The 14,866-nt window shown below is 65.1% G+C and carries 12 protein-coding genes; 5 read left to right on the forward strand and 7 right to left on the reverse strand.

All coding sequences use genetic code 11. The annotated features are described in order from the left end of the window. Positions 1-106 precede the first annotated feature (106 nt). The gene (locus tag WG208_RS10025; RefSeq protein ID WP_337171203.1) at positions 107-2,116 is read left to right on the forward strand and encodes an Ig-like domain-containing protein; all 2,010 of its coding nucleotides are present in this window, start codon (positions 107-109) and stop codon (positions 2,114-2,116) included. 128 nt (positions 2,117-2,244) lie between these two features. On the opposite strand, the gene WG208_RS10030 is transcribed toward WG208_RS10025, so the two are convergent. Beyond that, positions 2,245-2,790, reverse strand: coding sequence for a YfiT family bacillithiol transferase (locus WG208_RS10030; RefSeq protein ID WP_337171204.1), 546 nt, complete (start codon positions 2,788-2,790; stop codon positions 2,245-2,247). Between the two features lie 157 nt (positions 2,791-2,947). On the opposite strand from WG208_RS10030, the gene WG208_RS10035 reads away from it, so the two are divergent. From WG208_RS10035 to WG208_RS10050, 4 genes are read left to right on the forward strand one after another with little or no spacing between them, the layout of a single operon-like run. Beyond that, positions 2,948-3,715, forward strand: coding sequence for a DUF1080 domain-containing protein (locus WG208_RS10035; protein WP_337171205.1), 768 nt, complete (start codon positions 2,948-2,950; stop codon positions 3,713-3,715). Then, positions 3,715-4,926 carry a nucleoside permease gene (locus WG208_RS10040; RefSeq protein WP_337171206.1) on the forward strand — a complete coding sequence of 404 codons (1,212 nt, stop codon included), beginning with the start codon at positions 3,715-3,717 and terminating at the stop codon, positions 4,924-4,926. Before WG208_RS10035 ends, WG208_RS10040 begins: the two co-directional genes overlap by 1 nt. A 42-nt stretch (positions 4,927-4,968) precedes the next feature. Continuing rightward, complete coding sequence (locus WG208_RS10045) at positions 4,969-5,661, forward strand: copper homeostasis protein CutC (RefSeq protein WP_337171257.1); 693 nt, start codon at positions 4,969-4,971, stop codon at positions 5,659-5,661. 5 nt (positions 5,662-5,666) lie between these two features. Beyond that, a complete protein-coding gene (locus tag WG208_RS10050; RefSeq protein ID WP_337171207.1) occupies positions 5,667-7,313 on the forward strand; it encodes a beta-N-acetylhexosaminidase in 1,647 nt (548 codons plus the stop codon). 31 nt (positions 7,314-7,344) lie between these two features. On the opposite strand, the gene WG208_RS10055 is transcribed toward WG208_RS10050, so the two are convergent. From WG208_RS10055 to WG208_RS10080, 6 genes are all read right to left on the reverse strand, one after another. Next, positions 7,345-8,586: a Gfo/Idh/MocA family oxidoreductase gene (locus WG208_RS10055; RefSeq protein ID WP_337171208.1), complete on the reverse strand. Its 1,242-nt coding sequence runs from the start codon at positions 8,584-8,586 to the stop codon at positions 7,345-7,347. A gap of 48 nt (positions 8,587-8,634) precedes the next feature. Then, the gene (locus WG208_RS10060) at positions 8,635-9,573 is read right to left on the reverse strand and encodes an MBL fold metallo-hydrolase (RefSeq protein ID WP_337171209.1); all 939 of its coding nucleotides are present in this window, start codon (positions 9,571-9,573) and stop codon (positions 8,635-8,637) included. 138 nt (positions 9,574-9,711) lie between these two features. After that, on the reverse strand, positions 9,712-11,076 hold the full coding sequence (locus tag WG208_RS10065; RefSeq protein ID WP_337171210.1) for a M20/M25/M40 family metallo-hydrolase: 1,365 nt from the start codon (positions 11,074-11,076) through the stop codon (positions 9,712-9,714). 41 nt (positions 11,077-11,117) lie between these two features. After that, positions 11,118-12,572 carry an amidohydrolase family protein gene (locus WG208_RS10070; protein WP_337171211.1) on the reverse strand — a complete coding sequence of 485 codons (1,455 nt, stop codon included), beginning with the start codon at positions 12,570-12,572 and terminating at the stop codon, positions 11,118-11,120. Then, positions 12,569-13,168 (reverse strand): gluconate 2-dehydrogenase subunit 3 family protein, encoded by a 600-nt coding sequence (locus WG208_RS10075; protein ID WP_337171212.1) that lies wholly within the window; start codon positions 13,166-13,168, stop codon positions 12,569-12,571. The genes WG208_RS10070 and WG208_RS10075 overlap by 4 nt, the downstream gene beginning before the upstream one ends. After that, entirely contained in the window at positions 13,168-14,865 is a 1,698-nt protein-coding gene (locus WG208_RS10080) for a GMC family oxidoreductase (RefSeq protein WP_337171213.1), read from the reverse strand. The genes WG208_RS10075 and WG208_RS10080 overlap by 1 nt, the downstream gene beginning before the upstream one ends. Position 14,866: the final 1 nt, after the last annotated feature.

A 14,866-nucleotide genomic window follows, 5' to 3' on the forward strand; every position in this document is an offset into this window, starting at 1 on the left:
TCCGTCAATGTCCGTCTTCGATACTTTGTGGCATCTGATCAGAGCGACACGCGCCAATCGGTCGCCGTTCCCGTCGCGGCCGGCGATCCGCTCCGCGAATCTGCCTGTGACGCTATCGGTGATCCTGGTGGGGCTGCTCGCCGCTTGCAAGGACACGCTGTCCCCGGTGCCGGACCCGACACCATCCGGCATCGTGTCGCTCACCGTGAATCCGGCGTCCGTTGCTCTCCAGGCCGGACAGGAACAGGCGCTCGTGGTCGAAGCGCGCGACAGTCTCGGTCAGGTCATTGCCAGGCCCGCCCTCACCTGGCGCGTTCTCGAGCCGACCGTGGCCACCATCGACGCCAATCTGGTGGTCCGTGCCATCGCTCCGGGCACCGCCCAGGTGCTCATCTCCACCAGAGACGACGGTAAAGTCGCCGTCACGGTACCGATCACGGTCACCGCGGCCACACCCAGCCTCCAGCAATGGCAGGCCACGCGCGCGGGCGTCACCGATGTCACCTTCCTCGGCATCTGGGACGATGAGAACGGCACCACCTACGCCGCCGGACAGAACGGCGGTCTGCTGCGTTCGCGTCATGACGGTCCGTGGGAGCTGATTCCACTGGGCACGACGGAAACGATCGTGGGAGTGTGGGGCGCATCGCCCACCGACATCTGGCTGGTGGGCACCGGCGGTCTCATCCTGCGCGGCGATGGCACCACGTTCCGGCGCATCACGTCGAACGTGACCGGTGCGCTGCTGGAAGTGTGGGGCCTCTCCGCCAACGAGGTGTACATCGTGGGCGACCGCGGCACGATTCTGTACTGGAACGGTTCGACGCTGCAGTCGCAGGTGAGCGGGGTGAACGACGAGCTGTGGGGCATCTGGGGCACCGGCAGTGATGCACTCTACGCCGTCGGCAACAACGGCGCGCTGTTGCAGTACGACGGCACGGCCTGGCGTCGTATGCGCTCCCCCGACGGCATGCCGTATTTCGACGTCTGGGGCACCAGCGCGACGAATGTTTTCGCGGTGGGTGTGAACGGCACGATCGTGCGATACGACGGCATCGGATGGTCGAACATGGCCACACCGGGAACCGCCAATCTGTTCGCGATCAGGGGACGTGCGTTCAACGACGTGTATGCGGTGGGCAACAACGGCGCCACCTATTACTTCGACGGCACCACGTGGCGGGCCTTGAGCATCGGCAACGGGCAGAATCTGCGCGCCATCACCCGGCGCGGGAACGACGATCTGCGCATCGCCGGCTGGTATGGCACCATCGTGCGACTGCGCGGACCCGGTCTGGTGGCCACGGCCACCACCGAGCTCACCGACCCCCCACTGCTGTCCACCTGGGGTGCGGCCGGCGGGGGCATGTTCGCCGTGGGACTCGGCGGCACGGTGTTCCGTCGTCAGGGCCAGTCGTGGGCCCTGGAAGCGGTGCCGGAGGCGCATGATCTCTACGGCATCAGCGGTAACAGCGCCGCCGACATCGTCGCGGTGGGCGATACCGGATCCATCCTGCGCTACAATGGCGCCACATGGCGACGCGACCCCCCGCCCACCCTGTTCGTCCTGCGCGCGATCTGGAGCGGCGGTGGACAACACATCATCGTCGGCGAGCGCGGCACCATTCTGCGTTCGAACGGCGCGGGCTGGAGTCCGCAGGCCAGCGGCACCCAACGTTTTCTGCGCGCGGTGTGGGGCAGCGATCCGGCGGATGTATTTGCCGTGGGCGATTCCGGCACCATCGTGCATTACGATGGTGGACGCTGGACGCCGATGTCCGTCCCCACGAACAGCCGCCTCCGGGCCGTCTGGGGCACCGGTCGCAACGATGTGTTTGCCGTGGGGGATTCAGGAACGGCGCTGCGGTACGACGGCGTGGCGTGGCGGGCGCTGCCCCGCGCCACACCGCGTGATCTGCGCGGTCTCTGGGGGCGCGGTCCCACCGAAGTGTATGCGGCGGGCGACAGCGGGACGGTGCTGCGCTACGATGGCAATACCTGGCGCACGCTCACCACGCCGATGCGGCACATTCTGTACGCGCTCTTCGGGGTTCCGGGTGAGTCGTCCGTGGCGGCCGTAGGGGACGGCGGGCGAATCTGGGAGGGGAGACCCTGAGGGAGCGAGTTTCGGGTGGTGGGTTTGCGGTTTGGGGGTGAAACTGCCGGTTTCGGGTGACGGATCACGCGTCCCGGGACCGGTTACCCACGACCCGGCTGTTCACCCCCAAACCCGGAACCCCCCACTCAGGACTGCGCGGTTCCCCGCCGCGCCCGCACGATGTGCTCCACATGATGATCCCCATGCCACGCATACAGCGCGAGCAATTGATCGATCGTCATGCGGCCGTTCTCCGGATGGTACAGCGCGCGTTCGAACTGCCGGTCGGTCATCCCGTTCATCGTCGCCACCCAGCGTTCGTGTACGGCCGTGAGCATCGCCAGTGACACCTGCGGCGACACGGTGCGCACGTCGGCCAGCTCCACCCACGCATCCTGATCGTACGGTTTGATCGTGGGCTCGTGTTCGGTGAGCGCGAGCTTGAGACGCACGTACGCATTGAGATGACTGTCCGCCACATGATGCACGAGTTGACGGATGGTCCATCCTTCGGGACGATAGGGAGCATCGTACTGTGCCTCGCCGAGACCCTCCAGCGCGACGGCGAGTTTGTGTGGCAGCGCGGTGATACGCGCCACATGCGCGGCCCGCTCCTCGGCGGTGAAGGTGTCCCGACGCTCGAAGCGGCCGATGGGAAAGCGCTGCCCATCGGTGATGGGGGCGGAGGCCATGGAGGGGCCCGCATCGCGAGAGGATCCTGAGGCAGCAGTCATCTGGTGTAACCTGCCGCCCCGTCTTCCGCACGGCCAGTATGCGGCATAGCATAGGGCGTTCAGACCGGGCGCTCAGACGCCTCCCGTCCCGCCTTCCCACTGCCAGACACGGCTGATGCTCCCTCGCCCCCTGCTGCTTACCCCCGCCGTGTTGTTCATCGCCTGCGGCGGGGCCAAATCCACCGGCGGTGAGACGGCCGCCACCCTTCGTGGTGCCATCGGTGGTGCACGTCCTGCCGCTGCGGGTGCCGCCACCACGGCCGTGCAGACCACACCCGCCGCCGCGGGATGGATATCCCTCTTCGATGGCCAGACCATCACCGGCTGGCACAACTACAAGACACCGGGTGCTCCCGTCGTCGGGTGGAGCGCCATCAACGGAGAACTCGTGCGTACCGGCGCGGGCGGTGATCTCACCACCGACAGACAATACGCCAACTTCGAACTCGAGCTGGAATGGAAGGTCGAGCCGGGCGGCAACAGCGGCATCATCTATCGCATCGATCCATCGTCGGACGTCTCCTACACGAGTGGACCGGAGATGCAGATCCTCGATGACACGAAACACCCCGACGGCAAGAACCCGCTCACCTCGGCCGGTGCCAACTACGCGCTGCATCCCGCCACACCCGGTATCGTGAAGCCCGTGGGCGAATGGAACGCCGTGCGCCTTCTCGTCAACGGCAACCACGTCGAACACTGGCTCAACGGCACGAAGATGGTGGAGTACGAACTTGGCTCTCCAGACTGGGAGACACGACGTCAGGCCAGCAAGTTCGCCACCTGGGCCGGCTATGGGCGGGCCCCGCGCGGCTACATCGCGCTGCAGGATCACGGTGATCGCGTCTATTTCCGCAACATCCGCATCCGGGAGCTGCCGTGATGGGAACGCGCAGTCGTCTCTCGCTCATGATGTTCCTGCAGTACTTCGTCTGGGGTTCGTGGTTCGTGACCATGGGGACCTACCTCGGACAGACCCGCGGCTTCTCCGATGCCAACATCGGCGCCGCCTATGGCGCGACGGCCATTGCCGCGGTGATCTCCCCGTTTTTCATCGGCATCGTGGCCGACCGGTTTTTCGCCAGTGAAAAACTGCTCGCCATCCTGCATCTGCTGGGCGCGGGATTGATGTACCTGATGGCGCAACAGACCACCTGGCCGGGCTTCTACGCGCTGCTGCTGGGCTACGCGTTCTGTTACATGCCCACCCTGTCGCTCACCAATTCCATCTCGTTTCATCACATCACCGATGCCGGGCGGGATTTTCCCATCGTGCGCGTGCTCGGCACCATCGGCTGGATCGTGGCCGGCATCATCGTGGGCAAGGTGCTCAAGGCCGACGCGCTCAACACGCCCATGATGCTCTCCGCCGGCGGATCGGTGATCCTCGGACTGTACGCGCTCATGCTGCCCAAGACGCCGCCCAAGGCCGCCGGGGCGCCGTTCAGCATGCGTGATGCCTTCGGACTCGATGCCCTGCAGCTGCTGCGCCATCGGGACTTCACGATCTTCGTCCTGGGATCGTTCTTTCTCTGCATTCCGCTGCAGTTCTACTACGCTTTCGCCAATCCGTATCTGAACGAAATCGGGGCGCCGGAGCCGGCGTTCATTCAGACGTTCGGGCAGATGAGCGAAATCGGCTTCATGCTGCTCCTGCCGCTGGCGCTGCGTTCCCTGGGCATCAAGTGGATCATGCTGGTGGGCATGCTCGCCTGGGCGCTGCGGTATCTGGCCTTCGGATACGGCGCCAGCGGACCGGTGATGCCGCTCGTGTACCTCGGCATTCTGCTGCATGGTGTGTGTTACGACTTCTTCTTCGTGGCGGGACAGATCTACACCGATGAACGGGCCGGTCCGAAAATCCGTGCGGCCGCGCAGGGTTTCCTCAACCTCGTGACGAACGGCGTGGGGTACTTCGTGGGCGCGGCGGTATCGGGCAGCGTGGTGGGCCGGTATGCCATCGACACAGGAGACGGCACGGTGAAACACGACTGGCTCCATGTCTGGCAGTTCGCCGCGTACTTCGCGTTGGCGGTATTCGTGGTGTTCCTGTGGCGTTTCCGCCCCGCACCGGCCGAACGCAGCACGACCTGAGCGGCCACCCGAATCACCCTACGCATGATCACGCCCGTCGACATGGCGCAATCCACGGACAGACCGTCATCGCGCCCGGTCCTCGTCGAAGCTTGTTGTGACTCCGTACCCACGGCCATGTCCGCCGTGGAGTACGGCGCCGATCGCATCGAACTGTGTGGCCCGGGCGACGGAGGCACCACACCGTCGGCCGGGCTGATGACGCGCTGCCGGGACGCGGTTCAGGTACCGATTCATGTGATGATCCGCCCGCACACACATGGCTTCGTGTACGATCACGAAGACCTGACGGTGATGGTGCGGGACATCGAAGTGGCCCGGGCGCTCGGCATGGAAGGTGTGGTCCTGGGGCCGTTGCAGGTGGATCACCGCATCCACCGGGAACAGCTCCGGCAACTGGTCGAGGCCGCGGGTCCCATGCGGGTGGCCTTCCACCGCGCCTTCGATCGCACACCCGACCCCATCGCGGCCCTGCACGAATTGATCGACGCCAACGTGCAGCTCGTGCTCACCGCCGGTCATGCGCCAACGGCCCTGGAAGGGGCGGCCATGCTGCGCACCCTGCGCGCCCATGCCGGCGACCGTCTCGTCATCCTCGCCGGTGGTGGCGTGCGTGGTGACAATGTGACGAGCCTCGTCGAACGCACCGGTCTCTCCGAAGTGCACGCCCGTTCCACCGATCCCACCATCGTGCGCGATGTCGTTCTCGCGCTCGAAAAACGACCTCGGGAGTAGCCGCCATGTCGGTGATGACCTCGTGCACCGCCGCGGCATTTGCGGGTGCGTTGCTGGCGGGCGTCTGCATGGCGCAGACCACGCCAGTCGATGCCGGATACTCGATCATTCCGCGGCCATCCTCACTCACCGCGCAGGCCGGTGAATTCACGCTGACGGCAAATACCGCGATCCATGCCGCGCCCGCATTTCGCGCGGTAGCGCATCGCTTCGCACGCGATATCGCCGATCCCCTTGGTGCCGATCTCGCCGTCACCACCAGCAGCAGCACCGGCACGGCAACCCAGCGCGGCATTCACCTGCGCCAGCGTGCCTCGTTGCCGGCGGAGGGATATCAGCTCGACGTCACACCGGCGCGCATCGTCATCCACGCCAGCACACCGGCCGGGGCGTTCTACGCGCTCGAAACCGTCAAACAACTGCTGCCTCCGGCCATCTACCGAAAAGCTCCACTGCCGGGCACGCGATGGACCGTTCCCACCGTCACCATCGAAGACACGCCACGATTCGGCTGGCGGGGCGCGCACCTCGATGTCGCGCGGCACTTCATGCCCAAGGAGTTCGTCCGCAAGTACATCGATCTGCTCGCCCGCCACAAATTCAACCGCTTCCATTGGCATCTCACCGACGATCAGGGATGGCGCATCGCCATTCAGAAGTACCCGCTGCTCACCGAAGTGGCGTCGTGCCGCGATGGCACCTTGGTCGGTCCCTATGTCACCGATCCGGCCCGTCAGGTGTTCGACGGAAAACGGCACTGCGGTTTCTACACGCAGGACGATGTCCGTGAAATCGTGGCCTATGCGCGCGAACGCATGATCACGGTCGTCCCGGAAATCGAGATGCCGGGCCATGTGCAGGCGGCCATCACGGCCTATCCGTATCTGGCGGCTCGCACCGACACCATGCCGGGCGTGCTGAAGCTGTGGGGTGTGAGTCCGTTCATTCTCACGCCCTCCGACAGTGCCGTGCAGTTCATGCAGGATGTGCTGCGTGAAGTGCTGACGCTCTTTCCATCACCGTGGATTCATGTGGGCGGCGACGAAGCCCCCAAGGACCAATGGAAAGCCAGCCCCGCCATTCAGGCGCGCATCCGGTCCGTGGGTGTCAAGGACGAGCACGAGATGCAGAGCTGGTTCATCCGTCAGATGGACACGTTTCTCACGGCACAGGGCCGTCGCCTCATCGGCTGGGATGAGATCCTCGAAGGTGGCCTCGCCGAGAACGCCACGGTGATGAGCTGGCGTGGTACGACGGGTGGCATCGCCGCCGCGCGCTCCGGCCATGACGTCGTCATGGCACCGAACAGTCATACCTATTTCGATTACTATCAGTCGCGTGACCGCGCCAACGAACCACTGGCCATCGGTGGATTCCTGCCCATCGACACCGTCTACGCCTTCGAGCCCGTCCCCGCCGAACTGACTTCCGACCAGGCCAAACACATCCTCGGTGCGCAGGCGCAGCTCTGGACCGAGTACATCCCCACGCCCCGGCATGCCGAGTACATGGCGTATCCGCGGCTCACCGCACTGTCCGAGGTGTTGTGGACCAGCAAACAGCGCCGGGACTTCGCCGATTTCTCACGGCGACTCCCGGCGCATCTGCTCAGACTGGACGCCCTCGATGTGAACTACCGGCCGCCGCGATGATCGCTCGGCCGGCACAGCAACCGCGACTATCCTAGGAGCGCGGATTCCACGTCCCCTGCGCCACCTGCGGCACGAACCGGTCCACGCCCTTCTCGCTGTAGTCGAGTGTCTTTCCGAGCTCCGCGCTCTTGTACGCGTGCATGAGCACCCGTACCACGTCGAGTCCATCGTGGAACGTGAGCAGCGGCTTCTCCTTGCCGAGGAACGCGCGCACGAAGTGGCGGTCTTCGGCTTCGTAACCGTACGCGATGGCCTCGTTCACCACCACGGGCATCTGACCGATCTCGGCGTTCTGTTTCTCCACGAGATCCTCGCCCACCTTGCCACGCACGGCGCGTGAGAAGAAGAGATCGAGTCCGCTCTCGAGGGTGTTCCAGCGCATCGAGTATTCGGGACCCAGCAGCTCCGCGCTGAGTCGCAGTCCCGGCCCGACGAAGCTCCAGCTCGTGGTGGCCTCGCCGATCGCGATATGACCCTCCGGTGTTTCGAACTCGATGGTGACGCTGGCAAAGTCTTCGCTCGGCGTCTTCGCGTAGTCCACGCCGCTCGATTTCTTCAACTGGGCCGCGTATTCCTTGCGCGACCACTTGAGTGACGCGATGCGTCCCGTCACGCGCTTCACGGCCAACGACGACAACGGCTTTCCCGGCGGCACGAGTAGCTGGCGCACGACCAGCGCCGAATGGCACATCATGTCGTTGAGCACCCCGCCGCCCTGCTGCGCGCCATTCCAGAACCACGGCGCATGCGGTCCACTGTGCTCCTCGGCGGCCCGTGCCAGATACGGCGCGCCCGTGGAAGCCGCGCCACGACGCCACAGCAGATCGTGACCCACCGACACCTGTGGCGAAAAATACTGGTTCTCGAGATAGCCGTGCATGATGCCCGCGCCTTCCACGAGCTTGATCACCTGCTTCGCCTCGGCCACAGTGCGCGCGAGTGGCTTCTCGCAGGCGATGCCCTTGAGCGTGCCTCTCCCCGATTTCACGGCATCACAGATCTCTTCGACGTTCTCGATGCGTGCCTGGTTCGGCCCGTTGAGCCAGATCGCATCGATGGCCGGATCGGCCACCATGTCGCCGATGCTCTTGTACGCCTTCGCCTCTCCGATATCGAGCTCGCGGGCATAGCGGGCCGCGGACGTGGCGTTCTTCTGATTGGGGCTCCACACGCCGAGCACGTCGGCATCACGCACGAACCGCAGCCCCTGCATGTGGAAGCGGGCGTTGAACCCCGAGCCGACGAAGCCGATACCGAGTCGATTGGTGGACATGAGGTGCGGGAAGGGTGGTCAGGTGGGAGGCGCAGAAATTTCCCGAAACTACCATACGGACAGATCAGCGGCGATGGTCACGGGCCCGCGAAAACCACCACGTCTCACACCGGCCAGCAGTTCGGCATCGCTGCCTCCCATGCGCACGATATGGGAGAGCACTACATGTTTCACGCCGGCCGCGACCGCCAGCGCGCCGACTTCGCGGTCGCTGGTGTGCACCGATCGCATGTAGGCGGGCCATTCTTCTCCGCCGGGACGGTCTTCGGGTTTGAGACGGACCTCGGGATAGGTCTCGTGCACGAGCACATCCGCGCCCTGTGCGGCGGCCTGCAAGTCGGCGCTGGGGCCGGTATCACCCGACAGCACGATACGTCGTGCCGGCGTGGTGATCACATAGGCAAGCGCGGTGGCCCATCCGCCATGAGGCACACGCACGGCCGTGACGACGAGCCCGGCACTGTCGTACACCACGCCGCCAGTGATCTCGCGCACCGCCGCGCCCGGTGTGCGTGGCAACCGCTCCTGCCCGCCGACACGCACCTCGACATCTTCACTCCACGCCTCCACGATGCGTTCCGCCATGCGCCCGGTTCCCGGCGGTCCCATCACAGGCTGCGGAGCCCGACGCCCCATCACCCACGAGGTGAGCAACACATCGGGCAGCCCCAATGTGTGATCGGAATGCAGGTGCGTGAGAAACACCTGCGTGAATCCATCGATGGGCAGACCGGCCGCCGCCACCCGGCGCATCACACCGGCGCCGGCATCGAATAGCAACACCCGATCCCCATACACGAACGCATACGCCGGCCCGGCACGCTCGGGATCGGGGACAGGCATGCCCGACCCCAACACGATCAGACATCCGGCGGCGCGTTGCGCCGAGTTGCACAGTTGTCCGGTCGTGAAACGCCGCTGCGCGTCGGCTCGACTCCATGGTGCCAGGAGCACCAACCACAGCAGCAGCACCGCACCGTGGCGCATGCCGTCAGCTCCGGATTTCGCGCTGCCGTTCACGTTCCACGAGCCACCGCCGGAGTATTTTGCGCGACGATGACCTGGGAGTGGCCTCGAAGGATTCCACGGACCGTACCTTCCCGGGAGTGGTGAGAGGAACGATGGTCAGGGTCGGCTCGCAATCGCACGCACGAGCCGTTCGGTGTATTGCGCCATGTCCGTCAGCGCCGTTGCCGGAAGGCGCTCATCGTTGCCATGCATGCGCGCCAGATCGTCTTCGGGCACGAAGAGGCCAGCCACACCGAACGTGGGAATGTTCCTGTTGCGGGAGTAGACCCCATCGGTCGCACCGGTCTCCATGAAGGGCACGAGGGGCACCGTGCCGAATCGCGGTCCGAGTGCGTCCGCCAGCACCGACTCCAGCCACACCGGCATGGCGGATGCCGGACTCGGTGTGAGTGGCATGTCCACACGCAACGTGATGCTGCTGTCGGCAATGACCTGCGTGATGCTGCGCAACACTGCCGCCTCCGTCTCACCGGGCAGCACGCGGCAATTGACATTGGCTGTGGCTTCGGCGGGAATGGCGTTGGGCGCGGTTCCCGCGCGCAGGATCGTCGTGATGCACGTGGTGCGAAGTCGCGCCGCGGTCGGTGGATCGGCCAGCAGGACCTGCAACGCCTCGGCGTCATCGGGCCTGGCAGCAACGGCCTGCATGGCCTTTCCCAGAGCTCCCGGAGTATTCGGCCCCGCCCGCTCGAGAAACATTCGCACGAACGGGGAAACCACCACCGGAAAGCGGTGCGTGGCAAGCCGCGTCACGGCTGCCGCCAGATGATCGATGGGCGAGAGACCGACCGGGACCGAACTGTGCCCGCCAGGCCCCTTCGCCACCAGCATGATGTCGAGATAGGCTTTCTCCGCGCCCTGCACGGCGAACGTGGTCAGCTTGCCGTCGCGCATGTCACCGCCGCCGGCATCGAGGTTGATGACCACATCCGACCGCACCAATTCGGGGCGATGCTCGTACAGCCATTCCACTCCGTTCTCCACGCCCGATTCCTCACCGGCGGTGAGCGTGAGAATCAGGTCGTGCGTGGGGATCACACCGCTGCGACGCGCCACGAGAAACGCCGCCACCGCGGCTGCGGCAGGCCCTTTGTCATCGAGCACACCGCGACCATACAGATAGCCGTCGCGTTCGACGAGACGGAAGGGGTCGGTGGTCCAACCGGCGCGCTCGACTTCCACCACATCGAGATGAGCATTGAACAGAATCGGCGATGCCGATGAGCGGCCCCGCCAGCGCACGACGAGGTTTTGCGTCCGCGCACCGGCTCCCGCGACGACGACATCGGCTGAGGGCCACCCCGCCGCACGGAAGCGCGCCGCGAGTGTGCGCACCAGCGGCGTAGTACTGCCCGCGTCCGCGGTGGTATTGGTCGCCACCATCTCGGCGAGCACACGCTTCGCGAGCACCTCGGCAGGCTGGGCACATGCGACGCGGCCGGCAGCGACAACGCCGATCATGAGCCCCGCGATCATCGGGAACGCCCTGCCGCGGCGTGGCATCACCAGAGCCCTGCCTTGCCCCGCACCGATTCGATGAGCGCCTTGGGATCGAAGCCCACGCCCTGCCTGAACACCAACTCCACGTTGCGGATGGCCGTGATGTCCTGCGCCGGATTGCCGCCCAGCACGACGAGATCGGCCAGTTTGCCAATCGCCAGCGAGCCGGTCACATCGCCACGACCGAGATACGTGGCGCCGTTCAACGTGGAAATGCGAATGGCCTCCAACGGCGTGAATCCCGCCTCCACCAGCAATTCCACCGCGCGCTGATTGGAGAATCCAGGCACCAGCCCACCACCGCCGGTCGGATCGGTGCCGACGATCACCGTACCGCCGGCCTTCGCGAAGGCGCGCTCCATGGCCATGCCCTTGGGGAATGCCCTGAGATACGGAGACTGACTGTTGCGCTGCGTGCTCTCGTACCGCCGCTGATAGTCCTCGCGCAGTTGCGGCAGCAGCACATCGAGACCGCGGGGCAACGGACGTCCTGGCGTGAATGTCTCGAAAATGGTCAGTGTGCTCGTGACGGCGACCTTGCGATCGATCAGGTACTTGAACAACGCCTGCACATCGGAGCTCGCCGGATCGAGTTCGGCCATCGTGTTCTGTGCCGCGCCGCCACGTCCGACGCAGGTATCGGGCTTCTTGTTGGGCACGAAGTCGTTCATGGCGAAGAACGCATGTTCGAGATCGTCGATCCCCGCGTCCGCCGCTTCACGATAGGTCACCGAACACAGATGCCCCGTGATCTTGAGACCGCGCCTGTGCGCCGCATCGGCCGCCACCTTCAACGCGGCCCGCGAGATGTTCATGTACGCCTTGAACGACGTGGCCCCGAGATCGGCCCAGTATTCCACCAGCTTGCGCGCATCGCTCGTGTCGCGAAGGATCTGTACCTGATTGAAGCCCATGCCCGGCCCCTCCAGATACGGCGCGGTCGCGTCGATCCACGGGCCGGGCTTGTCACCGCGTGCGATGGACTGCCCCACGAGAATCTCGGAGATGCCGTTCATGTTGCCGCCGGTGCGCATGCTGGTGACACCGCCGGCGAGATACAACCGCGTGAAACTCTCCGTGAGATTGGCGTACGTGCCCGCCCCCACCGGGTAGTACAGATGTTCATGAACCATCACGAGGCCGGGAATCACGGTCTTCCCGGCGAGATCCATGCGCAGCGCACCATCGGGAACGGGTGTATTCGCAGTCGGCCCCATGGCCGCGATACGACCGTCCCGCACGATCAGCGTCTGCCCCTCGCGGGGAGCGGCGCCGGTCCCGTCGATGAGCCGGACATTCGTGAGGGCCACCACCGGCGTGTCCACACGCACGTACGAGCGTGTGGCGGGTCCGATCGGGGCACGCTGCGCCGCGATCGCATCGGCCGCCACGTGAGTCGCGAGCAGTGTAGTCATGCTCAGGGCCATACCCCACACGAACGCACGTCCGGACATCATGCGCCTCCCAGCGCCTTGGTGTTCGCCGGGGCCGGACAGCCTTTCCAGAATGCCTGCGGCACATTGCCCATGTAGCCGATGTCCTTCACCCCGATACGACTGGTGAAAAAGCCACCGGCGCAGAGATCGCGGAACGCATTGAAGAAACGGACGCCAGCCTGATGTTCGGGTTTGGCCTTCGCGGGCCAGGCAATGTCATCGACGATCGCCACCCGCTGCGCCGCGGTGATGTCGGGGAACGGCTTGCCGAAACGCGTGCGGGATTCGGCATTCAGCCAGCCCAGCCCATCGCGCATGCGGGTCTGATTGCCGGTGTACGTGAGCATCACGAAATCCATGAACTCCGGCACACCGGCGTCGGTGGCGCTGCCGGATCTGGCATCGCGCGGAATCACGATGTCCGCCAGCACCCGCACCGTACGCCACTCCAGCGGCTGGAAGAACTTCGGCGTGAAGGCCGTCTTCGGTTGCGCCTGTTCCAGCGACTCCATCACGGCGTGGGTGTGGAGCGCCGCATCGGCCACCTCGCTGTGCGACAGCGCCCACGCGCCCATGGGCATGGTCGCCAGCAGCTTCATCATCTCGCGACGTTCCATCAGAGAGCCCCCACCTTGCGCTGCGCGGTGATGTACTCGGACGCGCGCATCGACAGCGCGAGAATGGTCCAGGTGGGATTCTTGTCGCACTGCGACACGAACGGTCCGCCGTCCGCCACGAAGAGATTCCTGCAGTCCCACGCCTGACAATTGCTGTTGAGTGCCGATGTCTTCGCATCGCTGCCCATGCGCACGGTGCCCAGTTCGTGAATGATCGTCCCGCCCGTGCTGATGCCGTACCCCTGCTCCTTCGTGGGCATGGGATTGAACACCGTTCCTCCCATCTCGGCGATGAGCGCGCGGAACGTCTCCTGCATGTGTTTCACCTGGTTGTACTCGTAGTCCGTCCACTGCCAGTGGAACCGCAGCACCGGAATGCCCCACTGGTCGCGGCGTTCCGGATCGATCTCGGCGTACGACTTCTCGTTCGGGATCATCTCCCCGCGTCCCGAGAAGCCGATCGTGGTGCCCCAGTACTTGCGGTAGCTCTCCTTGAGCGACGCACCATACCCACCGCCATCGGGATACCGCTGGATGCCGCCCATGAATCCATAGCTCGGCATACCGTATCCTCCCCACACTTCGATGTGATACCCGCGGGGGAAATCGAGCTTCCTGTTGTCCACCCACCACGGCATGTAGATGTGCCCACCGCCCACACCATCGCAGTTGTGTCGCGGCATGCCTTCGAGAGCGGGGATATACCCGGCCACGTCGGTGCCGGTGGAGTCGGTGATGTAACGTCCGACGACGCCGCTCGAATTGCCGATCCCGTTGGGAAACCGCGAGGACTTCGAGTTGAGCATGATGCGGCTCGATTCGAGACTCGATGCGGCCAGGACCACCACCTTCGCGCGCACGTGTTCGTCGCGACCGGTCTTCTTGTCGATATAACTCACACCCGTGGCGAGTCCGGCATCGTTCACCGTGACTTCACGCGCCATGGCGTTGCTCAGGATCGTGAGCCGTCCGGTCTTCTGCGCCGGAAACAGCAGCACATTGGGCGCCGTGAAGTTGGAGTTGGTCATGCAGCCACGATTGCACTGCCCGCAATAGTGGCAGGGGGCGCGCATGCCGAGCGGCTTGGTGATGATGGAAAGACGCGCGGGAATGCAGGTGACATTCAGCTTCTTCGACGCGCGCTGCACGAGTTTTTCGTAACACCGCGGTTCCGGCGGCGGCATGAACTCGCCATCGGGGTGATTGTCGAGCCCTTCCCTGCTGCCGAAGATGCCGACCAGTCGATCGACCCGATCGTAGTACGGTTTGAGGTCGTCGTATCCGATCGGCCAGTCGTCGCCGAGTCCGTCGTGAGACTTCGCCTTGAAATCGCGCGGCCCGAACCGCAGGGAGATGCGCCCCCAGTGATTGGTCCGACCACCCAACATGCGACCGCGCCACCAGCGAAAGCTCTGCGAACCCTCCGCCACCGTATACGGTTCACCGGGAATGTCCCAGCCGCCAAGGCACGCATCGTGTTCCCCGAACTGCCGCTCCGGCGTGCTCCCCCCGCGCCGCGCCGTATCGTACGGCATCTTGAGCATCGAGGAGTCCTTGGTATTGTCCCACCAGGGGCCGGCTTCGAGCAGCACGACCCGCGCGCCTTGCCGCGTCAGCTCATGGGCCGCCATGGCGCCACCGGCGCCGGAGCCCACAATGCACACATCGTACTCGGGACGCCGCGGCTGGATCTGCATT

The sequence above is a fragment of the Gemmatimonas aurantiaca genome, from assembly GCF_037190085.1.
Lineage (GTDB): Bacteria > Gemmatimonadota > Gemmatimonadetes > Gemmatimonadales > Gemmatimonadaceae > Gemmatimonas > Gemmatimonas aurantiaca_A.